This window comes from Amycolatopsis sp. FBCC-B4732, assembly GCF_023008405.1.
Taxonomy (GTDB): Bacteria; Actinomycetota; Actinomycetes; order Mycobacteriales; family Pseudonocardiaceae; genus Amycolatopsis; species Amycolatopsis pretoriensis_A.
The window spans coordinates 9803697-9826444 of sequence record NZ_CP095376.1 but is presented as its reverse complement, the minus strand read 5'-3'; the positions used below and the strand labels follow the sequence as shown (position 1 = coordinate 9826444).

General features: G+C 69.8%; 14 protein-coding genes. 7 read left to right on the top strand and 7 right to left on the bottom strand.

Going from position 1 to position 22748, the window contains the following annotated elements:
* Positions 1-6: 6 nt before the first annotated feature.
* Together MUY14_RS44865 and MUY14_RS44860 are read left to right on the top strand one after the other, a co-directional pair.
* Positions 7-672: a response regulator transcription factor gene (locus MUY14_RS44865; protein WP_247019000.1), complete on the top strand. Its 666-nt coding sequence runs from the start codon at positions 7-9 to the stop codon at positions 670-672.
* Positions 673-786: 114 nt separating this feature from the next.
* Positions 787-2835 carry an MMPL family transporter gene (locus MUY14_RS44860; RefSeq protein WP_247018998.1) on the top strand — a complete coding sequence of 683 codons (2049 nt, stop codon included), beginning with the start codon at positions 787-789 and terminating at the stop codon, positions 2833-2835.
* Positions 2836-3018: 183 nt separating this feature from the next.
* On the opposite strand, the gene MUY14_RS44855 is transcribed toward MUY14_RS44860, so the two are convergent.
* A complete protein-coding gene (locus MUY14_RS44855; RefSeq protein ID WP_247018995.1) occupies positions 3019-5355 on the bottom strand; it encodes a GH92 family glycosyl hydrolase in 2337 nt (778 codons plus the stop codon).
* 22 nt (positions 5356-5377) lie between these two features.
* On the opposite strand from MUY14_RS44855, the gene MUY14_RS44850 reads away from it, so the two are divergent.
* Positions 5378-5845: a flavin reductase family protein gene (locus MUY14_RS44850; RefSeq protein WP_281506231.1), complete on the top strand. Its 468-nt coding sequence runs from the start codon at positions 5378-5380 to the stop codon at positions 5843-5845.
* A gap of 51 nt (positions 5846-5896) precedes the next feature.
* Here MUY14_RS44850 and MUY14_RS44845 read toward each other — a convergent pair whose 3' ends face one another.
* Together MUY14_RS44845 and MUY14_RS44840 are read right to left on the bottom strand one after the other, a co-directional pair.
* Positions 5897-8068, bottom strand: a complete 2172-nt coding sequence (locus tag MUY14_RS44845) for a 3-hydroxyacyl-CoA dehydrogenase NAD-binding domain-containing protein (protein ID WP_247018991.1) — start codon at positions 8066-8068, stop codon at positions 5897-5899.
* A gap of 8 nt (positions 8069-8076) precedes the next feature.
* The gene (locus MUY14_RS44840) at positions 8077-9288 is read right to left on the bottom strand and encodes an acetyl-CoA C-acetyltransferase (RefSeq protein ID WP_247018989.1); all 1212 of its coding nucleotides are present in this window, start codon (positions 9286-9288) and stop codon (positions 8077-8079) included.
* Between the two features lie 149 nt (positions 9289-9437).
* Here MUY14_RS44840 and MUY14_RS44835 point away from each other — a divergent pair, with 149 nt between their 5' ends.
* The 3 genes from MUY14_RS44835 (at position 9438) to MUY14_RS44825 (ending at position 12745) form a co-directional block, all read left to right on the top strand.
* Complete coding sequence (locus MUY14_RS44835; protein ID WP_247018987.1) at positions 9438-10616, top strand: TetR/AcrR family transcriptional regulator; 1179 nt, start codon at positions 9438-9440, stop codon at positions 10614-10616.
* A gap of 99 nt (positions 10617-10715) precedes the next feature.
* Positions 10716-10904: a hypothetical protein gene (locus tag MUY14_RS44830; protein WP_247018985.1), complete on the top strand. Its 189-nt coding sequence runs from the start codon at positions 10716-10718 to the stop codon at positions 10902-10904.
* A 2-nt stretch (positions 10905-10906) separates the two neighbouring features.
* Positions 10907-12745, top strand: coding sequence for an HEXXH motif domain-containing protein (locus MUY14_RS44825; protein ID WP_247018983.1), 1839 nt, complete (start codon positions 10907-10909; stop codon positions 12743-12745).
* 61 nt (positions 12746-12806) lie between these two features.
* On the opposite strand, the gene MUY14_RS44820 is transcribed toward MUY14_RS44825, so the two are convergent.
* From MUY14_RS44820 to MUY14_RS44805, 4 genes are all read right to left on the bottom strand, one after another.
* A complete protein-coding gene (locus MUY14_RS44820; protein WP_247018980.1) occupies positions 12807-13064 on the bottom strand; it encodes a hypothetical protein in 258 nt (85 codons plus the stop codon).
* Positions 13065-13379: 315 nt separating this feature from the next.
* Positions 13380-17804, bottom strand: coding sequence for an FxSxx-COOH system tetratricopeptide repeat protein (fxsT, locus tag MUY14_RS44815; protein ID WP_247018978.1), 4425 nt, complete (start codon positions 17802-17804; stop codon positions 13380-13382).
* 1 nt (position 17805) lies between these two features.
* Positions 17806-18807, bottom strand: a complete 1002-nt coding sequence (locus MUY14_RS44810; RefSeq protein ID WP_247018977.1) for a MoxR family ATPase — start codon at positions 18805-18807, stop codon at positions 17806-17808.
* A 73-nt stretch (positions 18808-18880) separates the two neighbouring features.
* Complete coding sequence (locus MUY14_RS44805; protein WP_247018975.1) at positions 18881-20323, bottom strand: effector-associated domain 2-containing protein; 1443 nt, start codon at positions 20321-20323, stop codon at positions 18881-18883.
* Positions 20324-20959: 636 nt separating this feature from the next.
* On the opposite strand from MUY14_RS44805, the gene MUY14_RS44800 reads away from it, so the two are divergent.
* On the top strand, positions 20960-22744 hold the full coding sequence (locus tag MUY14_RS44800; RefSeq protein ID WP_247018973.1) for an HEXXH motif domain-containing protein: 1785 nt from the start codon (positions 20960-20962) through the stop codon (positions 22742-22744).
* Positions 22745-22748: the final 4 nt, after the last annotated feature.

Sequence of the window (22748 nt, the reverse complement as noted above, 5' to 3'; positions counted from 1 at the left end):
GAGCCGATGATCCGGGTCCTGCTCGTCGACGACCAGCGGCTGGTGCGAGCCGGTTTCCGGTCCATTTTGGACGGCGAGGACGACATCACCGTCGTGGCCGAGGCCGCGGACGGCCGCGAGGCGCTGCAGGCCGCCCACGACCACCACCCCGACGTCGTCCTCATGGACATCCGGATGCCGGTGCTCGACGGTCTCGCCGCGACGCGGCACCTCCTCGAAGACCCCGCCGTACACAGTAAGGTCGTCATTCTTACGACGTTCGACCTCGACGAGGACGTCTACGGCGCCCTGCGTGCGGGCGCGAGCGGCTTCCTGGTCAAGGACACCGAACCCGAGGAGCTGATCCACGCGGTGCGCGTGGTCGCCCGCGGTGACGCGCTGCTGGCGCCGTCGATCACCCGGCGGCTGATCTCGGAGTTCGCGTCGCGCGGCACTCGCCCCTCGCCGCCACCGGCGTTGGACCGGCTCACCGACCGCGAACGCGAGGTGCTGTCCCTGGTCGCGGCGGGCCTGTCGAACGACGAGATCGCGCGCGAGCTCACGCTCAGCCCCGCGACGGCGAAGACGCACGTCAGCCGCATCATGACCAAGACCGGCGCTCGCGACCGCGCGCAGCTGGTCGTGCTCGCCTACGAGTCCGGGGCAGTGACGCCGCGCTGGGTGAACCCCTGATCCGTACTCCCCCGGGTGTACGGGACGGACCTTAGGGGACACCGCCGGGAGGAGCGCAAGTGTCCTCCCGCGCTCGACGCGGAGCAGGCCCCTGGCCGCGAATCCTTGTCCACCATGGACACCATCACACGCCCCACCGGGGGAAGCCTGGCGAAACTGGCCGGCTGGGCGCAGCGCCACCGGTGGCTCGCCGTCGCGCTCTGGGCGCTGGTCCTCATCGGCGTCACGCTCACCTCGCGGCTCACCGGAGACGCGTTCCACGACGACAACTCGCTGCCCGGCACCGAGTCCCAGCAGGTCGTCGACCTGCTGCGGAACACCGCGCAGTCGGGCGCGAGCGCACAGATCGTGTTCAAGTCCGACGACGGGCTCGACGCGCAGCGCACCGCGATCGGTGATGTTCTGGACAATGTCCGATTGCAGCCGCACGTGCGGTCGGTGACCACGCCGTTCGAGACGCTGTCGGCCGACGGCCGGATCGGCTACGCGACCGTCACCTTCGACGCGGCCTCGACCGACCTGCCCTACGACGACATCGTGAAGTTCGCCGCGACGGTCGAGAACAGTCCCGTCGAGGCCGCAATCGCCGGCGACCCGGTCGAGCGCATCTCCGGCGGCGGCGGCCCCGCGGAAGGCGTTGGGCTGCTCGCCGCGCTGGTCATCCTCGTGTTCCTGTTCCGCTCGCTGCTCGCGGCCGGGCTGCCGGTCATCACCGCGGTCTTCGCCGTCGGCAGCACGCTCGGCGTGATCACGGTCGTCTCGCACTACGTCGACATCGCGAGCTACACCTCGCCGCTGATGATGCTGGTCGGGTTCGGTGTCGGCGTCGACTACGCGCTGCTCGTCTTCTCGCGCTACCGCACGGAGATCCTGAACGGCCTCGACCGCGAGGCAGCCGCCAGGCGCGCGCTCGACACAGCCGGCCGCTCCGTGCTGTTCGCCGGGACGACAGTGATCATCGCGCTGCTCGGCCTGCTCGCGCTGGGACTCGGCGGGCTTCGCGGCGTTGCGCTGTCGGTCGCGCTGACCGTCCTGATGACGATGCTCGCGTCGGTGACGCTGCTCCCGGCGCTGCTTTCACTGTTCGGGAAGCGGCTCGAACGCGGGATCCGCCGGCACGCGGCGAAGCGCGAGCACGGCCGGGCGTGGCGCCGGCTCGCGGACGGCGTCCAGCGGCGGCCCGCGGCGCCGCTGGCGATCGGCTTGCTCCTGCTCGTCGGGCTGTCCATCCCCGCACTGGGTATGCGGCTCGGGTTCGCCGACGCGGGCACCGACCCCGCCGGCTCCCCCACGCGCAAGGCGTACGACCTGCTCGCGGAAGGCTTCGGGCCGGGCTTCAGCGGCCCGCTCGCGATCGTCGCCGAAGAAGGTGACGTCGTCGCGCTGCAGCAGCGGCTGGCGTCGACGCCGGGAATCGCCCGCGCGCTGACCCCGATGGGCCGGACCGTCCTCACCTTCCCGACGACGTCACCGCAGGACGCGGCGACCGCCGAGCTGGTGACGCGGCTGCGGACCGAGGTCCTGCCGACGCTTCCTGGCCACTACCTGGTCGGCGGCTCGGTCGCGGCCGCAACGGACTTCGCGGGCGCCGTCGCCGATCGGCTGCCGCTGTTCGTGCTGGTCGTCGTCGGGTTGTCCGCGCTGCTGCTGATGGTCGTGTTCCGGTCGGTGCTCATCCCGCTCAAGGCGGCGCTGCTGAACCTGCTGAGCATCGGCGCCTCGCTCGGCGTCATGACGCTGGCGTTCGGCGACGGCTGGTTCGGCGCGCAGCCCGGCCCGATCGAGGCCTTCGTGCCGGTGATGATCTTCGCCATCGTGTTCGGGTTGTCCATGGACTACGAGGTGTTCCTGGTGTCGCGGATGCACGAAGAGTGGCGGCGCACCGGCGACGCGCGGCTCGCGGTACGCGAAGGCCTGGCCGCGACCGGCGGCGTGATCACCGCGGCCGGCGCGATCATGGTGCTGGTGTTCGGCGCGTTCCTGCTCGACCCGTCGCGGATGCTGGCGCAGTTCGGTCTCGGCCTCGCGGTCGCGGTGCTGCTGGACGCGCTGGTGATCCGCTGCCTGGTCGTGCCGGCGATCATGCGGCTGCTCGGGGAACGCGCGTGGTGGCTCCCGCGCTGGCTGGACCGGCGGCTGCCGCACCTGGCGCTGGAGCCCTGACGCAGCCGGCGCGCGGCGGTGTCCGCGAGCTGCCGGGCCGGCCTCGGGTGCCGGACGTTGTACGCGCACGGCCTCGGCCAACGCGGTGGGAACCGCTCCACGAAGGCCGATTTGAGCACGGTGGCGGGGAGACCGCCCCCGCGTCGGGTGTCGTTCTTTCCGCGACGCCGTAATTTCGGGTGATCAGCGCCCCCAGGCCGTCGGTGTCTCGGACAAGCGGAATTCCAGCGTGCCGCCGGTGCGCAGGAAGGAATCGTCGAGTTTCCAGCCCCGCTGCGGCCGTCCGCCGCGACGGACGTCGGCGACGTACTTCCCGCTCCCGGCCGTCGCGATCCGGATCGGCGCCCCGCCCGCCGGCCGCACGACGGCGTTCGCGAACAGCGGGCTCGACAGCAGCAGCTCACCGGTTCCCGGGGTGCGCGGGTAGATCCCGAGCGCGGCGAAGACGTACCAGGCGGACATCGTGCCGAGGTCGTCGTTGCCGGGCAGGCCGGCCGGGCCCGTCGTGTAGACGGAGTTCACCAGCTGCCGGACGGTCTCCTGCGTCTTCGCCGGTTGCCCGAGCTCGTTGTACAGCCACGGCGCGTGGATGTCGGGCTCGTTCGTCGGGTCGTACTTGAGCGGCCCGCCGCCCTTGAGCTGCCAGTTGCCGTTCGCGTCGTGGAAGAACCCGTCGAGCCGGGCGACGGCGGCCGTCTTGCCGCCCATCGCGTCGGCCAGTCCGGAGACGTCCTGCGGGACCATCCAGGTGTACGCCGCCGCACTGCCCTGCGCGAACCCGCGGTCGCTCGCCGGGTCGAACGGCGTCACCCAGCTACCGTCGAGGTTGCGTGCCTGCGCGTAGCCGGTGTCCGGGTTGAAGACGTTCCGCCAGTACGCGCCGCGGGCGCGCAGCTCCGCGGCTTCGCTGGTACGCCCGAGCTGCTCCGCGAAATGTCCGATTGCAGAGTCCGCGACCGCGTCCTCGAGCGTCTCCGCCGCGCCGCCCCAGCAGTGGCAGACGTCGTTCGGCGCGAAGTGCGACGCCAGGTACTGCGCGAGGTTCGGCCGCTGGCCGACGCACTGGCCGGGGCAGCCGCCGTCCTGCAGACCTTCGGGCCGTGGGACGGTCGCCTGCTTGTACAGCGAGTCGAAAGCGCCGCGGTAGTCGAAGTTGCGGACACCCATCGCGTAGAACGTCGCGATTGTCGCCGCGGACGGGTCGCCGGTCATGACGTGCGTCGCGCCGTTGACGTGCACCCAGCGGTCCCAGACGCCGTCGTTCTGCTTCGCGTAGTTGTAGAGCGACTGCGCGAAGTTCCCCGCGACGCGCGGTTCCAGCAGCGCGAGCAGCTGGACCTGCGCGCGGTACTGGTCCCAGCCGGAGAAGTTCGAGTACTGCGCGTCCTGTCCCGGTTCGACGCGGTGGACCTGCCGGTCCATCCCGAGGTACCGGCCGTCGACGTCGCTGACGAGGTTGGGCTGCTGGAGGCCGTGGTAGAGCGCGGTGGTGAAGACGATCCGCTGGTTGGCGGTCCCGCCGCCGACCTGCGCCCGGTTCAGTTCGGTGTTCCAGGCCCGCTTGGTCCGGCCGGCGACGCTGTCCACGGTGGAATTCGGCGGCTGCTCGGCGCGCAGGTTGCGTTCGGCACCGTCGAGGGAGACGTACGAGATCGCGATCCGCATGGTGACCTTGCTGCCGGGCGCGAAGGTGACGTAGCCGCCCGAACCGCGTCCCGCGCGGTCCTTGCCCGTCGCGTAGCCTTCGCCGCCGGTCTGGTCGAGACCGCCGGGCTGCAAGGTCGCGTCCTTCCACGTCCCGGTGCCGGCGAACGGCTGGTCGAACTGCGCGGTGAAGAACAACCGGTAGTAGGACTTGCGGTTGTTGACCCCGCCGTTCGCGCGGCGCCCGCAGAACGCGCCGGTCAGCACGGACCCGGTGACCTTGCGGTTCGCCGGGTCGAGGTGCGTTTCGGCGTCCTCGCTGCCGTTGAGGGAGTTCGACGTGCGGAACAGCAGGCTGGCGGGCTTGCCCACCGGGTAGACCAGCGTGCCGACCGCGGTCCGTTCGGTCGCCGCGACGTCGGTCGTGACGCCGTTGGACAGGCCGAGACGGTACCGTCCCGGCGTTGCTCCCTCGTCCGCATGGCTAAAATTGCTCGCGTAGACCGCGTCGGTGGTGTCCGCGGTCGGCGAGGAAGTGACGTCGCCGGCGAAGGGCAGGATCGGCACGTCCCCCGCGGCGCCGGGGTTGCACCCGGCGCCGTTAACGTGCGTTAACGCGAAGCCGCGGACGCGTGTGGTGTCGTACTGGTACCCGTTGGCGGCGCCGGTCGACGTCTGGTCTCCGCGCGTGCTGGTCGGGCTCCACGAGAGCATCCCGAACGGCGCGGTGGCGCCGGGGAAGGTGTTGCCGTCCCCGGCGGAGCCGATCAGCGGGTCGACGAAGTCTGCGGGGCTCAAGTCAGCAGCGGTTGACATCGTTGTCAACGCGGAGGCGAACAGTGCGGCGGCCAGTGCCACCGTGACGGGACGGCGCATGGGCGGAGATTAACCGGCCCTGGTGGCGTGCCGGCGAACTCGAGGTGGACAAGCTGCCGGACACTTCGGCACGCCGGTGGTGCTCCTGAGCACCGAGAACGACGGCAGCCCGGACCTCGCGGCGATCTCGTCGGCCTGGGCGCTCGGCTGGACGGTCGTGCTCGGCATCGCCGCAAACGGACACACCGCGGACAATCTCCGCGCGCGCCCGGACGTCGTGGTCAACCTGCCCTCCCCCGCGCAGTGGGCGGAGGTGGAGCGGCTGGCGCCGCTGACCGGCCGGGATCCGGTGCCGGCGGACAAGCCGATGTTCCGGCGCGAACGGGCGAAGTTCGAAGCCGCGGAACTGACGCCGCAGCCGTCGCGACTGGTGCGCCCGCCGCGGCCGTGCAATCGGACATCTCCGCGGACTTTTACATCGCCGAAGCGCAGGTCCCGACCGTGCACGGGCCCGGAGCTCGGGCGCAGCTTCCGGGCCGAAACGCCGTGAAGGCCTCCTCACCGGCGAAGTGCCGGCGAGGAGGCCTTCACAGACCATCGGCTATTCGTAGATCTCGCCCTTGGCGGCCTTCTCCACGAGCGAAGCCGGCGGCTCGAAGTGGTCGCCGTACCGGGCCGCGAGCTCGCGCGACCGGTCGACGAAGCCCTGCAGGCCACCCTCGTACTGGTTGATGTACTGGATGACACCGCCCGTCCACGCCGGGAAGCCGATGCCGAAGATCGAGCCGATGTTGGCGTCCGCCACCGACGTCAGCACGCCTTCGTCGAAGCACTTCACCGTCTCGAGGGCCTCGGCGAAGAGCATGCGCTCCTTGAGGTCCTCGAACGGCACCTCCGCCGAGCCGGACTTGAACGCGTCGCGCAGCCCCGGCCACAGCCCGGTCCGCTTGCCGTCTTCCCCGTACTCGTAGAAGCCCGCGCCGGTCGAGCGGCCCTTGCGGTCGAACTCCTCGACCATCCGGTCGATGACACCTTCCGACGCGTGTGCCTTCCACGTGCCGCCCGCGGCCTCGATCGCCTCGCGGGTCTCCTTGCGGATCTTGCGCGGCAGGGTCAGCGTCAGCTCGTCCATCAGCTGCAGCGGCGGCGCCGGGTAGCCGGCCTGCGAACCCGCCTGCTCGATCGACGCCGGCTCGACGCCCTCGCCCAGCGCGGCGACGGCCTCGTTGATGAACGTGCCGATCACGCGCGAGGTGAAGAAACCGCGGCTGTCGTTGACGACGATCGGGGTCTTCTTGATCTGCAGCGTGTAGTCGAAGACCTTCGCCAGCGTCGCCGGGGACGTCTTCTCGCCGCAGATGATCTCGACCAGCGGCATCTTGTCCACCGGCGAGAAGAAGTGGATCCCGATGAAGTCCTCGGTGCGCTGCACGCCCTCGGCGAGGGTGGTGATCGGCAGCGTCGAGGTGTTGGAGCCCAGCACCGCGTCGGCGTTGACGACGCTCTCGATCTCGCCGAACACCTTGTGCTTCAGCTCGACGCTCTCGAAGACGGCCTCGATGACGAAGTCGACGCCCGCGAAGTCGGCCGGGTCGGCGGTCGGCTTGATCTTCGCCAGCAGCGCGTCCGACTTCTCCTGCGTGGTCTTGCCGCGCGAGAGGGCCTTCTGCTCGATCTTGGCCGCGTAACCCTTGCCCTTCTCGGCCGCCTCGAGCGAGACGTCCTTGAGGACGACGTCGATGCCGGCCTTCGCCGACACGTACGCGATCGCCGCGCCCATCATCCCGGCGCCGAGGACACCGACCTTCTTGGCCGTGTACTTCTCGAAACCGTCCGGGCGCGAACCACCCGAGTTGATGGTCTGCAGGTCGAAGAAGAACGCCTTCGTCATGTTCTTCGAGACCTGGCCGGTCGCGAGGTGGATGAAGTAGCGCGTCTCGATGGTGATCGCGGTGTCGAAGTCGACCTGCGCGCCCTCGATCGCGGCGGCCAGGATCGCCCGCGGCGCCGGCATGTTCGCGCCCTTGATCTGCTTGCGCAGGTTCGCCGGGAACGCCGGGAGGTTGGCCGCGAAGCTCGGGTTGGACGGCGTGCCGCCCGGGATCTTGTAACCCTTGACGTCCCACGGCTGGACGCCGCCTTCGGGGTTCGCCTTGATCCACGCCTTCGCGGCGGGGACGAGCTCCTCGACCGTGCCGACGAGCTCGTGCACCAGGCCGAGCTCGAGCGCCTTGGCCGGGCGGTGGCGCTGACCCTGCAGCAGGACGTTCAGCAGCGCGCTCTGGATGCCGAGCAACCGGACGGTGCGCACGACACCGCCGCCACCGGGCAGCAGGCCCAGCGTCACCTCGGGCAGGCCGATCTGGCTGCCCTTGACGTCGGCGGCGATGCGGTGGTGCGTCGCCAGCGCGATCTCCAGGCCACCGCCGAGCGCGGCGCCGTTGATCGCCGCGACGACCGGCTTGCCGAGCTGCTCGATGCGGCGCATCTGGCCCTTCATCGCGCCGCTGCCCTCGGTCAGCTCGACCGCGTTCTCGGGCTTCGCCTGGATGAGGTCGTTCAGGTCGCCGCCGGCGAAGAAGGTCTTCTTCGCGGACGTGATGACAACACCGGTGATGGTGTCCTTCTCCGCCTCGAGGCGGTCGACCGTGACACCCAGCGACTCGCGGAAGTCGGCGTTCATCGTGTTCGCCGACTGGTTCGGGTCGTCCAGGGTCAGGGTGACGATGCCGTCGGAGTCCTGCTCCCAGCGGATGGTCTTGCTCTCGGCCATTGTGGTCCTCACACCCGCTCGATGATGGTCGCGACGCCCATGCCGCCGCCGATGCACAGGGTCACCAGCGCGCGGCGCGCCTGGCGGCGTTCGAGCTCGTCGACCACGGTGCCGACCAGCATCGCGCCGGTGGCGCCGAGCGGGTGACCCATGGCGATCGCGCCACCGTTGACGTTGACCTTGTCCTCGTCGAGGTGCAGGTCCTTGATCCACTTGAGCACGACGGACGCGAACGCCTCGTTGAGCTCCCACAGGTCGATGTCCTCGGGCTTGAGGCCCGCGGTCTTCAGCACCTTTTCGGTGGCCGGCGTGGGGCCGGTGAGCATGATCGTCGGCTCGGAGCCGATCGACGCGGTCGCCACGATGCGGGCGCGCGGCGTCAGCCCGAAGGTCTTGCCGATCTGTTCGGAGCCCACGAGCACCAGCGCGGCGCCGTCGACGATGCCGGAGGAGTTGCCGCCGGTGTGGACGTGGTTGATGCGCTCGACCGAGTGGTACTTCTGCAGCGCGACGGCGTCGAAGCCGCCCATTTCACCGATCATCGAGAAGGCCGGCTTGAGCTTGCCGAGGCCCTCGACGGTCGAGCCCGGACGGCGGTGCTCGTCGTGGTCGAGGACCGTGACGCCGTTGATGTCCTTGACCGGGACGACGGACTTGGCGAAGTAGCCGCCGGACCAGGCCGCCTCGGCGCGCTCCTGCGAGCGGACGGCCCACGCGTCGACGTCCTCGCGCGAGAAGCCTTCGATGGTCGCGATGAGGTCGGCGCCGGTACCCTGCGGGACGATGTAGTTGTCGTACGCGGTGGCCGGGTCCATGAACAGCGCGCCGCCGTCGGAGCCCATCGGCACGCGCGACATCGACTCGACGCCGCCGGCGATGATCAGGTTGTCCCAGCCGGAACGGACCTTCTGCGCGGCGGTGTTGGTGGCCTCCAGGCCGGAGGCGCAGAAGCGGTTGAGCTGCACGCCGGCGACGGTCTCGGGCAGGCCGGCGTTCAGCGCGGCGGTCCGCGCGATGACCGCGCCCTGCTCGCCGACCGGGGAGACCACGCCGAGTACGACGTCGTCGATCACCGCGGGGTCGAGGTTCGGGTGGCGGACCTTGAGCTCTTCGATCAGGCCGACCACCAGGTCGACCGGCTTGGTGCCGTGCAGGGCACCGCCCTTGTTCTTGCCGCGAGGCGTGCGGATCGCCTCGTAGATGTAGGCCTCGCTACTCACAGAACAACTCCTCGCGAGCGGGTGGGACGTCTTCGTACCGTGGCCGATGATACCGGCCAGTAGTGCTAATGGCCATTAACATATCGCCGGACAACCCCATGGTGTCAATGGGTTGCGGGTGTGCCGTTAGCCGCTATCGTTCACTCACCATGACCGACGTCGAGCGCTCCACGCGTCCCCGCGATCGCAAGGCCCAGCTGGCCGCGGTGGCGGCGGAGCTGTTCCGCGCGCGCGGCTTCCCCGGGGTCGGCATCAAGGACATCGCGGACGCGGCGGGCGTCACCGGGCCGGCGCTGTACCGCCACTTCGCGGACAAGCAGGCGATCCTCGCGTACGTCGTCCTCAGCGGCTTCGAGGACATGGAGGCGGCGACAGCGGAAGCGCTCTCGGACTCCGTACCGCCCGCCGACCAGCTGGAATCCCTGCTCCGCCTGCTCGCGACGCAGGCCGTCGAGCGCCGGGAGATCGCGGCGTTGTGGCGCTGGGAAGGCCGCCACCTGCCCAAGGAGGACCAGCGGGAGATCGGCCGCCGCTCGGCGGTGGCGCTGTCGGCGTGGTCGAAAGCGCTGCTCGCCCAGCGACCGGATCTGTCCGGCGAAGACGCGGAGCTGCTGTGCTGGGCGGCGCTGTCGGTGTTCGGCAGCGTGTCGGCGCACCACACGTCGGTGGCGCGCCGGCGGTTCGCCGCGCTGCTGGTCGAGCTGGCTCTCGGTGTGCTGAACGCCACACTCCCGACGCCGTCCGCACCGCCGTCTTCACCGGTGAGCGGGCTCGGTACGCCGTCACGCCGCGAGCAGGTCCTCGCGGAAGCGACGGCGCTGTTCGCCCAGCGCGGCTTCCACGACGTGAGCATGGAGGACATCGGCGCGGCGGCGGGCATCGCGGGCCCGAGCGTCTACCGCCACTTCCCGAGCAAGGCCGCGCTGATGGTGGCGATCGGCCACCGCGCGGCGGACCGGCTGGCGCTGGCGGCCGAGCGCGCGCTCCAGGCGCCGGACGAGCGCTCGGCCCTGCGCCGCTTGGCGGAGTCGTACGTGCACACGATTCTGCACACGCCGGAACTGCTGGTGTCGTTCTCGGCGGACCGCGTCACGATGCCCGACCGCGACAAAGCGGATCTGCTGCGCGTGCAACGCGATTACGTCGCGCAGTGGGTCACGCTGCTTTCCGCGATCCGCCCGTCCTTGCCGCCGAGGGAAGCGAAAATCACCGTCCACGCGGCGCTGACCATCGCAAACGACCTCGCGCGCACCCGTCGCGTGGCGGCCCGCCCCCACTTCGCGGCGGAGCTGACGACCCTCCTGCACACGGTGCTCGACGTAGCCTGATCGGCGCACGGCGTCCGTCCCTGTCGAAACGGCCCGGAATGCGGGACAATGAAATCGGGCCGACGGGGTCCGCTCTCCCTGCGGAAGGGGAAAAGCGCGATGCAAGCAGCTCGTTCCGGCGCAGAAGACGGAATCGAATCCGAGCTCCTCGACCTCGGCGGCGTCTCCCTCACCAGACTCCGCACCCTGGAGGGCGGCGAGCTGCGCAAGTCGTTGCGGCATGCGGTGGAACGGGCCTCGCACGTGCAAGTGACCGCCAGCGGGAGCGAGGCCAAGCGGGTCGACTGACCATGATTTCCCAGCAAACCGACGATCCCGCCGCGGAACTGAACCGCCACCAGCTGCTCTGGTCGGACTTCGACGCGATCGCCCGCGGCGAAGGCGGTTCCGGGCCACTGCGCAAACTGCGGGCGGCCGAACGAAGCCGGCGGCTCCTGCTGCTGCGCAATCTGGTCGAAGTGGTCACGAAATCCGAAGACCTGTACCACCCGCTCCCGTCTCCGGAAACGGCGTGGGAACTGCTGGCTCGCGTCGAACACGCGGCGCCCCAAGCGCTCGAGACGATCCTCGCCCACCCGTACACCGGAACGTGGGCCGGCTACACGACCCGGCTGTACCGGCAGGACGTCACTGGTGTTTGCCCGTTCTGGGTGCACGTCGGGCACGTGCACTGCCTGGCCGCCGCGGCCGCCATCCGCGCCGGGATCCCGTTCGCAACGGAAATCCCGGTCTGGCACGGGAAAGCCGCGCTGCCGACGCTCGGTTCGGCCCAGCTGCGCACCGACGCGCCGTTTTCCGTCGCCACGGTCCGGGGCGGCGGCGACGGGGTGGAAATCCGGAACCGCCACTCGGTGGTCCGCCTGCCGGCGCACCCGTCCGCCGACGCGCCGGGGTGGTCCGGGATCCGGAAGACCGTGTGCTGGTCCGGTGAGCGACGGCTCGAAGTCCGGCTCGACGACCTGGATCCCTATCGCGGGCTGTACGAGCCGATCCCACCGGACCGGCTGAGCCCGGTCGAAGTCGAATCGTGGCGGACCGTGCTCGACGGCGCCTGGTCGCTGCTCGCCGAGCACCTGCCCGCCGTCGCGGACACCCTGCGCGTCGGGCTGGACTCGATCGTGCCCGAGCCCACCGTCCCGTTCCGGCTGCCCAGCGCGTCCACCGGAGAAGCGTTCGGCAGCGCGATCGTCGCGTACGGCGAAGATCCCGCGACGCTGGCGGCCGCACTGGTGCACGAGTTCCACCACATCCGGCTGGGCGGCTTGCTCCACCTCGTCCGGCTCAGCGTCGACGACCCAAGGGAGCGGCTCTACGCACCGTGGCGCGCCGACCCGCGCCCGATCGGTGGCGTGCTGCACGGGATCTACGCTTTCTTCGGCGTGGCGCTGTTCTGGCGCGCACTCGCCGCGGCCGAGCCGGACCACGAACTCGCCGCTTTCGAATTCGCGTTGCGGCGCGAGCAAGTCCGGCGCACGCTCGACGTGGTGCGCGCCGACGAGAGTCTCACCACGGCCGGCCGCCGGTTCCTGGCGGGTGTCACCGCCGAAGTCGACCCGTGGCAGGACGAGCCGGTCGCCGCGGGCCCTCGTGCCCGGGCGCGGTTCGCCGCCGAAGACCACTACGCGGCCTGGCGGATCAGGCACCTCCGCCCCGACCCGGGCGTGGTGGCGGAGCTGGCGGCGACCTGGCGAGCCGGACTCGCGCGGCCGCGGTCCGCCACTGCGACGCTGCCCGAGCCACGAGTCCCGACCCCGGTCCCGGACGGCGACTGGCAGGACGCCCGCACGGACCTGATCCGGCTCCGCCTCGGCCCGGACGGCTCCGCGCGATTCGCCGCGCAGGGGTCCGCGGTCCCGGGCGCGACGGAAGCGGACCTGCACTTCGTGGCCGGACGGCCGGAAGAAGCCGCCGCGGGCTATCGGAAACTGCTCGCGGCGGCCCCGGACGACCCGGCGGCCTTGGCCGGCTTGGGACTGGCCCTCGCGGCGCGCAGCACCGGGCCGACGTCCCGCGCGCTGCTGCACCGCCCGGAACTGGTCCGGGCGGTGCACCGAGCTTTGCGTGGCGGCCCTGGAGGGTCACCTTCAGTGGAGGCGATCGCCGGCTGGCTGGGGCGGTTCACGCATTGACCGGCGTCCGTCGGTTCAGTGCTCGGGTGCCTCCTCGCTGGCTGACGAATAGGCAGCTCGGCTAGTGAGCTTTGAGCCGGAAGCTGGGAACGAGCGCCGCGAACTCTTGGAAGACGGTCGTAGCGTCCGTGCCGGCCATCGAGAACGTGATCGCCGCCAAGGCCGCCAGCACGATGATCACCACGCCTACGAGGCAGAGCAACTTGACCAGGCGTCGGTACAGCTTTGCGCTGGTCAGGACCTCGACGATGGCCCACCAAACGGTGTGATCAGACGGTCGATCTGGGCTGCGGCCTTCATCGCCGATAGTCTTGGGCATTGCGGCTGTACTCCTGTCGTTGTGAGGCGTCGGGGTCGTCGTGCCGGGGCGTCACCTGTTGCACCAGGTGGCGCCCCTTTCCGCGTCGGTCTCCAATTCGACGGGCTCGTGAGCGTAGGATTTCTGTCTGTGGCGAGTCGCACACGGAATCAACCGGATGAGAATCCAGCTCTCACAAAAGAATTGACGATCAGCAGGCGTGATCGACTTGTCCGGTTGAACTGACACCGGACTACGGAGCGGAAACGTGCCGTTCGAACGCGATGCTCGGCCGGGCGGCGAAGATCGTTCGCCCCCGGCCGGCTCGACGCGCAGCTACATCGGCATCGGGTCGATGTCGCAGTCCGCGCGGATGCCTCGCAACGCAGACTCGGTACCCGGGTGGTTTTCGCCGAGCACCAAGCGATACCGCGTAAGCGCGTCCTCGTAGAGCGCGTCCGCCTCGGTCGCCTCGCCCAGGGCTCGCAGGTCCAGCGAACGGTTGAGCTGCACGGCCAACGTGGTCGGGTGATCTTCACCCAGTACGCGGCGGGCACGGTCCAGCAGGTCGGAGTCCATAGCCGCCGCTTCGGTGACCCGATCCAGTGCGAAGAGGTCGCTCGCCAGGTCGATCCCGCAGACGATCGTGTGCGGGTGATCCTCGCCCAGGGCTTCCCGCATTCCGGCCAGCGCCTTCTCGTTGACGACCCGGGCGCTGGCCGGATCACCACTAAGCCGAAGGGTCACCCCGAGGTCGAGCCGGGCCGACAGGGTGTGCGGGTGTCCTTCCCCGAGGTTCTCGCGATAGAGGTCGTAAACTTCTTCGCCGAGCTTGCGGGCGTCGGCAAACCTCCGCGCGTGCCGGAGATCGATGGAATGCCCGAGCGCACAGGCCATCGCGTTCGGGTGGCTGTCGCCGTAGCGACCGCGGATCTTCTTCAGCGCATCACTCGAAATCTCAAATGCCGCGACGTGGTCGCCGTCCTTGCGGCAAGCCACCGACTCGAAGTAGCGACGCCGAAGCGTGCCGACGCTGTCGGCGCCGTATAGCTGTTCGGCGCGTTCCGCGATGTGCTGCATTTCGATGCGCGCCCAGGGATAATTCCCGATTTCTCGGTTCGCCAGGACGTGGAGCACCTGCGTGTTAATCGTCTGGACGTTGTCGAAGCCGAAGACTTCGGATCGGCGGCTGTACGTTTCCCCAGCGAGTGCGCGTGCTTCTTCGTACTCGCCGGTCAGCAGAAGGGCAACAACGAGCTCGTGTGCGGACAACAAGGTAGTCGGGTCGTCGTCGCCGAACAGGACTTTGGCTTGCTCGTACATTTCCCTGTTGCGGTTCCGCGCTTCCGTAAAATCGCCGCGCGCCTTCAAAATCAGCGCATACGTGAGTTGCGCTGCGAGCGTTTCTTCACTCTCCGGACCGACTGCCTCGATGTAGCGACGCCGCGTCTCTTTCGCGACCGTTTCAGCTTCGTCGTAGCGCCCGACAACCCAATAGAAGAAAGCCAGCCGCTCGGATGCGGCAAGCTCCAGCAAAGGCGGGTCTTCAACAGGTTCCTCGCCTCGGGCGAGCCGCTCCTCGCGATCTGTCGCCCACGCCTTGACCGCCCGCTCCGCGAGCGCGAGCGCGCCTTGGTGGTCACCCCAGTGGTAGAGAAACTTGAAAAGGTTGATGACGAGCTGCCGAACCCAAGGATCGGTGCATTGGGTCAATTCGGTGTCGTAGATGTGCGGCAGGATCTCCTGGTACCGCGGCCACGTCTGCGGTGATCCCGGGTCGTTCGGGTCGAGGTTCGCCAACAGGAGGTGCGCGCCGTGGCGCAATTCCATGCGGTCTTGTTCACCCATCCGGTTGCGCAGTACGAGCTGGACCAACCTATGCAGGAGGAGGGTGTCGCTCCGGTGGTCGATCTTCGCCAGGCCGTAGCGATTGACGTCTCGGATCGCACGGCCGAGCCGCATCGGGTCCTTCAGGGCCGAGTCGAGTTCGGGCGCGACGGAGATCCCGCGGACGCCGGTGAACAAACTCCGGGAAATCGGCTCTGGCGCGAAGAAGGCACAGACTTGCAGCAACTGGTGAGCAGCCGGACTGCGGGAGCTCAGCTCGTCGAAGGACACGTTCCACGCGGCGGCGACAGACACCTCGTAGTCGCTCGGGGCGGAGGTGTCGAGGATTTCGGTGACCTTCTCGTCGAACAGCCGCAAGTACTCCTCAGCCGGCATGCCGGTCTCGGCGAGCCACGCGGCCGCCTGCTCGACGGCGAGCGGCAGGTCTCCGAGCTTCTCCGCGATCAGGTCGGAGTCTTCGTCCGCGAGTGCGGAGCGGCGGAGGCTGAGCAGGTTCTTGCTTTCGTCCCGCTGGAAAACGGCGACCTCCAGCGGCCGCGCGATGCCTGCCCAGCTGGGGTTGCGCGAAGTGACCAGGATCTGACCCGGCCCGTCGACCGGGAAGAACGGCCGGACCATGTCCGGGTCTTCGGCGGAGTCGAAGACCAGCAGCCAACGACGATAAGGGCGGCCCAGTCGTAGTGCCTCGCGGACCGCCGGGACCGCGGTGATGGCTTCGTCGGCGCCCGGCAGCCGCAGGTGCTGGGCCAATTCGGTGAGCGACTTGCGGATCTGCGTGGGCTGGGTGGCTTGGATCCACCAGACGATGTCGTAGTCTTGCAGGTGCCGGTAGATATATTCCACCGCCATCTGCGTCTTGCCAATACCGCCCATTCCGTGCAACGCCGCAGGCAGGACAGCGGTGGTGCCCGCACCCAGCCGCTCGCCCAATTGATCGAGTAGTTCGCGTCTCCCGGTGAAATTGGGGTTTTTCGGTGGGACAACACCCCAAACGGGTGGTGCTTCATCACCAGATCGGCGTACGCTTCGACTGGTCATGTCGGCAACTTCGCGGACGACCTTCGTGCGCAGAGCCGGCGGCGTCTCGCTGGGCGACGGGGATATGTCCGCGGTCCCGGCATCGGGGCGGACAACGGATTCAGGTTCACTCGCGGAACCCATCGGCTTGAGTTCCTGCGACATCGTGTCACTCACCGCCGGGATGTTAGTGGTTCGATCGCCGAGCTGACCAATGCCCGCGATTCTACTCTCCAACCGATCCGCCCGGGACAAATACGGGCCGGACAACGCACGCATGAGGTCACGTTCCAGTGCTATCTCCGCGGGCGTCGCCGCCGGGAGAACGGGGTCCGGGGTGGCGTCCGGGGCCGCCAGTGCGGCCTGGAGCCGCACCAGCACCGGCATCCGGTCGCCGTAGCGGCGGGAAGCGCTGATCACCGCGTGCGCCGTGTCCGAACGCCGGGCGCCGCGCAAGAGCAGCTGGCGCACGTGGCCGGTGAATTCCCATTGCGAGCGGTCCCACGGTGTTCCGTCGCTGGCTCGCTCGAGCAGGCCGCTGGTGAAGACCTCCGCGAGGTGGTCCGGGCCGGAACCCGGGACGAGCTCGGCCTGCAGCGTCCGGGCGACGCCGACGTCCACGGGTACCGCCGCGAGCAGCGTGGCCAGCCGGAACGCCGGTGGCGACGCGGAGCTGTGGAAGTGCTGCACCTTTTCCCGTGCGGACCGCTCCACCCGCTCCCCGGCCTCGGCATCGACCGGGCGCGGCTCGTCGTGGGCGAGCACGACCGCGGCTTTCCGCGCCACGCCGCCCACTCCCGTCACCAGCGACGCCCACCAGCCGATCCACCGGTCCTGCAGCTCCAGTACCGGCACCGCCACCGCGCCGGCCGTGAGCTCCTCGGCTTCCTCCGGGTCCAGCAGCGCGTCGGCTGAACGTACTTCGTAAGTCCCGTTGGGGCGCAGGGGGCCCGGTGAGGTGAGCACCGTCTGGCGGACGCCCATCCCGCCGCGCGACCAGAGCCGGTGGGGCAGCAGGTGCACGATCGCGACCGGCATCGCCCGCCCCCAGCGGGCCAGCATCGGGGAGACCAGGTCCCGGTGCCACGCGTCGCTGACGCCGTCGGTGACCAGCAGCAGCAAGCTCCGGCCCGCCGAGCCGATCAGTTCCCCCGGCCCCCTCGCCGGGGCGTCGGCCGTCCCGCCGCGCAAGGTGGGGCCGACGACCGCGCCGCCTTCCGCGGGCCCGGTCTTGCCCGTCTCGAGCAGCCTGACCCGGACGGACCGGAAGGCGCCGACGCGTTCCACCAAGCGGACGAACGCGTTCACGGTGGGGGTCCAGAGCGCCATCGACGGCGTCGAATCGATCACGAGCGTGAGGTCGAGCCAGCGGTCTCGGCGGCGGCGGGTGATCGGCAGCCACATCTCGCTCTGCGCCGCTTCCTCCGCGGTGCGTTCTTCGTCGAGTTCGACGTCGGCGTCGCTCTTGGACGCGACTTTCCGCTTGAAGGGCCGCAACGCGCGGACGAGCTGGGCCGCCCCGGGCAGGACCGGCGCGGTCGCCACTTCGGCGAGTTCCACGTCCGCCCGCCCGGCGCCGGGCTCGCGTGCGAGCAGACCGCCGTTTCCGGCGGCCTGCTCGGTGAGCCATTCCCGGTCGTCCGCCGGTGGGCCGGGGGCCGGACCACCTCCGCCGGCGGCCGGCACGAGTTCGGGTTCGTCGCTGTCCCGTGCCGCCGGTTCGGGGCCTTCCCGCCGGGTTTCGACCGGGTCCGGCGGCGGTGCGGCCGGTCGCGCGGGGCGCTCCGCCGGTCCGGGGGCCGGCATCGCGGTCCCGTTGATCGCCGCCATGAGCCACAGGCCGTCGCCGAGTTCGGTCCACGTCAGGTCGGGCTCGCCCGCGGTGGGGTCCGGCATCTCACGGCCCCTGCGGGTTGAGCTGGCGCCACAGCGAATCGACCAGGCGAGGCCAAGCGTCGGTCTCGGGCCGGTAGGCGCCGGAGGTCGCCAGGAAGATCGCGTCGAGCAGTTTGTCGGCCGGCAGGCCGCCCACCGTCGCGCTGCGGGTGACGAAGTCTTCGATCAGCGCGGCCCGGTGGCCGTCCGGGTCGATGGCGTGCGCGGCGACCATCGCCGCGAGCTGGTCGGCGTCCGGCTCCCGGGTTTCCAGCCGCAGGCACCGGCGCAGGAAAGCGGGTGGGAATTCCCGTTCACCGTTGCTGGTGATGACGACGACGGGGAACGCCGCGCACCGGACCCGGCCGTGCTCGATTTCGGCTTTGTACCCCGGATCCGCCGTGAACACCTCGGCCCGCACCGAGCGCCGGGCGTCCCGGGCCAGCTCGGGGACCGCGAATTCGCCGTCTTCGAACAACCCGAGGAGGTCGTGCGGCAGATCCGATTCGGACTTGTCCAGCTCGTCGATCAGGAGCACCCGCGGCAGCCTGCGCGGGAGGAACGCCGTGCCCAGCTCACCCAGCCGGACGAACTCGCCGATCGGGACCTCCCCCGGGGTTCCCGCGCCGGAAGCGGCGAGTTCCTTCCACGCGGCCGCGGCCTGGACCCGGCCGATCGCGTCGTAGTCGTAGAGGCCGGACTTGAGCGTGGTCTGCGAAGTGATCGGCCAGCGGAGCACCCGGCCGAGTCCCAGTTCCCGGGAAATCCGGTAGGCCAGGCTCGACTTGCCGCTCCCCGGCCGGCCGGTGACCAGCAACGGACGGCGGAGGTACAGCGCCGCGTTGACCATCTCGACTTCGTGCTCGTCGACGGTCCGCGCGGAGTAGCTGAGCTCCGTGCCCAGCTTGCGCTCGATTTCCCCGTCGTCGGGCGGGAAGACGTCACGCTCGGGAAGCGCGGCTCCCCGGAAAGTCCGCCACGGCGGTGGGGCCGGCAGCCGGTCGGCCAGCCTGATGTCGTGCAACGGACGGCCGGTACCACGGTAAATCCACCAATCGGGCGGACTGTCCGGATGCTGTGACGCACCGATCCGGGTGTCAGGAAGCTCGGTCACGCGAATCGGCACCTCCTTCGAGGTGCCCGATGATCCCGGTTTCGCCGAGGGGAAGCAACCGATTCGGGTCGTCCCATAGCACCACCAGGTCCGTGAGTACACCACCATCGCCCGGGGACGGCGGATTCCGAAGAGCTTCCAGTCGAGACTCCCTCGCCAGCGCGGGCAAATCCCCCAATCCGCCACGGCTTTCGGCTAGCCAGGCTACCACTTCGCGAACGACTTCCGAAGAGGCCGACGGGTGCCAGACGATGACCGGGACCCCCGCTCGCAACGCCGGCAAAAGCTCGTCCCCGCCCGATGTCGCCCTGACCGGCGGCGATTCGGTGAGCACCGCCATCGCCCATTGCCGATTGCTCAAAACAGCCTCCAGCCGGAGTCGATCGGGACTGTCATCGGCGCTGCAGAAATACACCCGTTCGAACGAAGGATCACGAGTCCAGGACTCCCAACGCTGCCGCCACACGCGGTGCCAGCGCGGCGAGCTCATCCGTTCCAGCGAACGCACCACGGTCGGGTAACTGAGGTACAACGGTTTGGGTGAACCGGAAGCGCGCTCCGTGGCCCACGCGTGCACCGGCAGGTTCAACAAGGCACGCGGCAGGACGAATTCGACCACCACGTCGGCCACCACCTCGGACCAGGCCTCTTCGGCCTCGGCCACCAGCACGTCGACGTGCCGCTCCAGCTGGCTCTCGCGGACCCGCACCGTCTCGCCGCAGGCGGGCGGCCAGTCCGCCGGATCTTCTTGCCGCCACGAGGACAGCTCGTACAGGTCGTCTTCGATCGGATCCGGGCGCACGACCACGACGAGGTAGAGCCGGCCCGATGCCGGCCGGGGCACCGTCAGTTCCGCGCGCAGCTGGTCCAGCGCGTCCCGGAGCCGGAGCCGCCGGACCTGCCCGTCGGACCACGCGCGCAGTTCCGCGGCGAGGGCGGGTTCGCACTCGTCCGCGATCAGTTCGACGAACATCAACAGCGGCGGCAATTCCCCGGGACCCGCGTTGAAGTCGGCAAGACCGGAGAAGGCCGCCGACGCGTCTTCGTAGCGCGGCGGCGGAGAGATGTAACGAGCGGCGCGGCGGACAGCCGTCCCGAGTCCCGGCGGCGCGAAACCCGCCAGCCGTTCCCGCAGTTTCTCCTGTTCGGCTTCCGGCACGACCTCGTGCATCCTGACCGAAGAAACCAGGGCGCGGACCTCGGCGCATTCCTTGCTGCCGGGGCGGAGGAACTCGATCACGCCCGCGAGCACGGTGAGCCCCTCGCGCAGGCGGCAGCACGCGGAGACGATTTCGATCAGCTGGTCACGGCCGGTCAGCTGGTCCGAAAAGGTGAACGGGTGGTCGAGCGCTTCGCGCAGTTCGCCCACCATCAGGGTGCGGATGGATTTGTCGTCGGCGAAGCCTGCGACCACCAGCACGTCCACCACTGCCCGGCGGACCGCGATACCCGGGCCGGGCTGCCCCTGCCTCGCCGCCACCTGCCGCACCACCTCCCACCCCCGAGAAGCGCACCGAAGATCGTGAGTTTACCTGTTCGGCGTAACCGTAAAAGGGCAAAAACATGACACAGGCGTGCCCGAGCTACAGGAGAGTGACGAATCGGCCACTCAGCCGGGGGAACCAGCCTCGAGGCGCCCGGTTGTCCGGCCGTTCCCCCGGCCGTCCCACACCGCGAACCGGCCCGTCGAAACGGCGGATTCTTTGCACCATCCGGCGTAAGCTGCGGGGGCAGCCCACACCGAAGGGGTGAGCGGGGGCGTGTGCTAGCGTTCGCGCGCCTCCAAGCGGGTTCTCGAGAGAGGGGAAATCGCGATGCGATCGCCGGGCGGCAAGAAACGACCGGAGATCGAGTCCGAACTCCTGGACCTCAGCGCGGTTCCGCTCTCCCAGCTGCGGGATCTCGACTCCGCTGCGCTGCACAAGTCCGTCCGTCACGCAGCCGAACGAGCCGCGTACATTCCCGTGACGGCGAGCGGTAGTCAAGCGAAACGGGTCGACTAAAGCCGCTTCTCGAAGGACTGACCGTGCTCCCCTCACGCAACACCTCTCCCGAATCCGCCATGCACACTTTCACCTGGGCGGAGTTCGACCTTCTGGCACGTTCCGAAGGCGGTCCGGACCTGGTTCGGCGGCTGCGCACCGCGGACCGCAGCCGTCGGCTCCTCCTCCTGCGGGACATCATCGACAAGGTGGCGGCGGCTCCGTCCCTCAGTGGTCCGCTGCCCTCCCCGGAACGCGCTTGGGATCTCCTCGTCCTCGCTCAGGAGACCGACCCGGCCGCCCTCGACGAGGTGCTCACCCACCCCTACACCGGCAGCTGGGCGGGTCACACGACGCGCCTGCTCCGGCAGCTGACCACCGACCCCCGTCCCCTGTGGGTCCACATCGGACACATCTACAGCCTTGCCGCGGCCGCCGCGGTACGAGCCCGGGTCGGCAACTTCCGCACGAGCGTGCCGGTGTGGCGCGGAGACGTCACCCTGCCCACGCTCGGCCTCGTCCAACTGGGCGATGCTCCCGAGTGCGAGACCGCGGAGCTGCATTCCTCGGGTGGCCGGATCGAAATCAGGACCGGCGACCGGGTCGTCGTCCTCCCGGCCGACCCGGCCGCCGACGCGCCCGGCTGGCAGGGAATCCGCACCGCGGAGCTGGGCACCGGACGACGGCGGTTCTCGGTCCGGCTCGACGACGTCGACCCCTATCGTGGGCTTTTCGGTCCGATGGCACCCGACCGGCTGAGGCCCGAGGATCTCGCGACCTGGCGCGCTCTGCTCGGCGAGGCCTGGGAACTGATCGACCGGCTTCTCCCGGGGTTCGCCGACGCCTTGCCCGCCGGCCTCGACACGATCGTGCCCAGACCGCCGTTCCCGTTCCGGCTGCCGAGCGCGTCGAGCGGCGAGGCGTTCGGCAGCGCACTCATCTCCCGTCCCGAGGACCCGGTCACCCTGGCCGCGGCGCTGGTGCACGAGTTCCAGCACATCCGGCTCGGCGGCTTGCTGCAGGTCGTGCGGCTGCACAACGACGATCGGACGGAGCGGCTCTACGCCCCGTGGCGGGACGACCCACGGCCGCTCGGCGGAGTCGTGCACGGTATCTACGCCTTTTTCGCGGTCGCGGAGTTCTACCGCGCGCTGGGCGCCGAGCAGCCGGACGACGTACTGGCGGCGTTCGAATACGCCCACTGGCGGTACCAGGTCGTCCGGACCCTCGAAACGGTCCACGCCGACGAGGCGCTGACCGAGCCGGGAAGACGATTTCTCGCGCACGTCGCCGAGCGCGCGGAAGCTTGGCGGCACGACGAGATCCTCGCGATCGCCGAGCACTGGTCCGACCTGATCGCAGCCGACCACCACGCCGGCTGGCGGCTCCGCCACCTACGGCCGGCGCCGGAGGCGATCGAGCTGATCGTCGGTGGCTGGCTGCGCGGGGAACCCGGTCCCGCGATCGAGGACGTGGGTACGACGTTGACGACGGAGGCCGACGGCGACTGGGCCAACGCACGTGCCGATCTGCTCCGAGTCCGCCTCGGTGACGACGGCGCGCGCCGCGCCCAGGCCGTCTGGCGGGAAGTACCGGGCGCCACGGAAGCGGATTTCGCGCTGGTGGACGGCCGCGGTGAGGACTCGGTCGAGGCATATCGAACCGAACTGCGAAGCGATCCGGACGAGCCGACCGCGTTGATCGGCCTCGGCCTCGCTTTGCGCGTCACCGGCGACGAGGCTGCCGCGGCCGTCCTCCTCGAACGGCCAGAAGTGGTACGCGCTGTCCTCCGCGGGATCCGCGGGCGATCGGCGCCGGAGCCCGCTACCGAAGACGTCGCACGCTGGCTCTCCGCCGCCTGGTGATCGG

What these genes read in the sequence shown, in the direction of transcription:
- MUY14_RS44865 (WP_247019000.1), top strand. Translation starts at nt 7, where the DNA reads ATGATCCGGGTCCTGCTCGTCGACGACCAGCGGCTGGTGCGAGCCGGT.
- MUY14_RS44860 (WP_247018998.1), top strand. Translation starts at nt 787, where the DNA reads ATGGACACCATCACACGCCCCACCGGGGGAAGCCTGGCGAAACTGGCC.
- MUY14_RS44855 (WP_247018995.1), bottom strand. Translation starts at nt 5,355, where the DNA reads ATGCGCCGTCCCGTCACGGTGGCACTGGCCGCCGCACTGTTCGCCTCC.
- MUY14_RS44845 (WP_247018991.1), bottom strand. Translation starts at nt 8,068, where the DNA reads ATGGCCGAGAGCAAGACCATCCGCTGGGAGCAGGACTCCGACGGCATC.
- MUY14_RS44835 (WP_247018987.1), top strand. Translation starts at nt 9,438, where the DNA reads ATGACCGACGTCGAGCGCTCCACGCGTCCCCGCGATCGCAAGGCCCAG.
- MUY14_RS44830 (WP_247018985.1), top strand. Translation starts at nt 10,716, where the DNA reads ATGCAAGCAGCTCGTTCCGGCGCAGAAGACGGAATCGAATCCGAGCTC.
- MUY14_RS44825 (WP_247018983.1), top strand. Translation starts at nt 10,907, where the DNA reads ATGATTTCCCAGCAAACCGACGATCCCGCCGCGGAACTGAACCGCCAC.
- MUY14_RS44820 (WP_247018980.1), bottom strand. Translation starts at nt 13,064, where the DNA reads ATGCCCAAGACTATCGGCGATGAAGGCCGCAGCCCAGATCGACCGTCT.
- fxsT (WP_247018978.1), bottom strand. Translation starts at nt 17,804, where the DNA reads ATGCCGGACCCCACCGCGGGCGAGCCCGACCTGACGTGGACCGAACTC.
- MUY14_RS44800 (WP_247018973.1), top strand. Translation starts at nt 20,960, where the DNA reads ATGCACACTTTCACCTGGGCGGAGTTCGACCTTCTGGCACGTTCCGAA.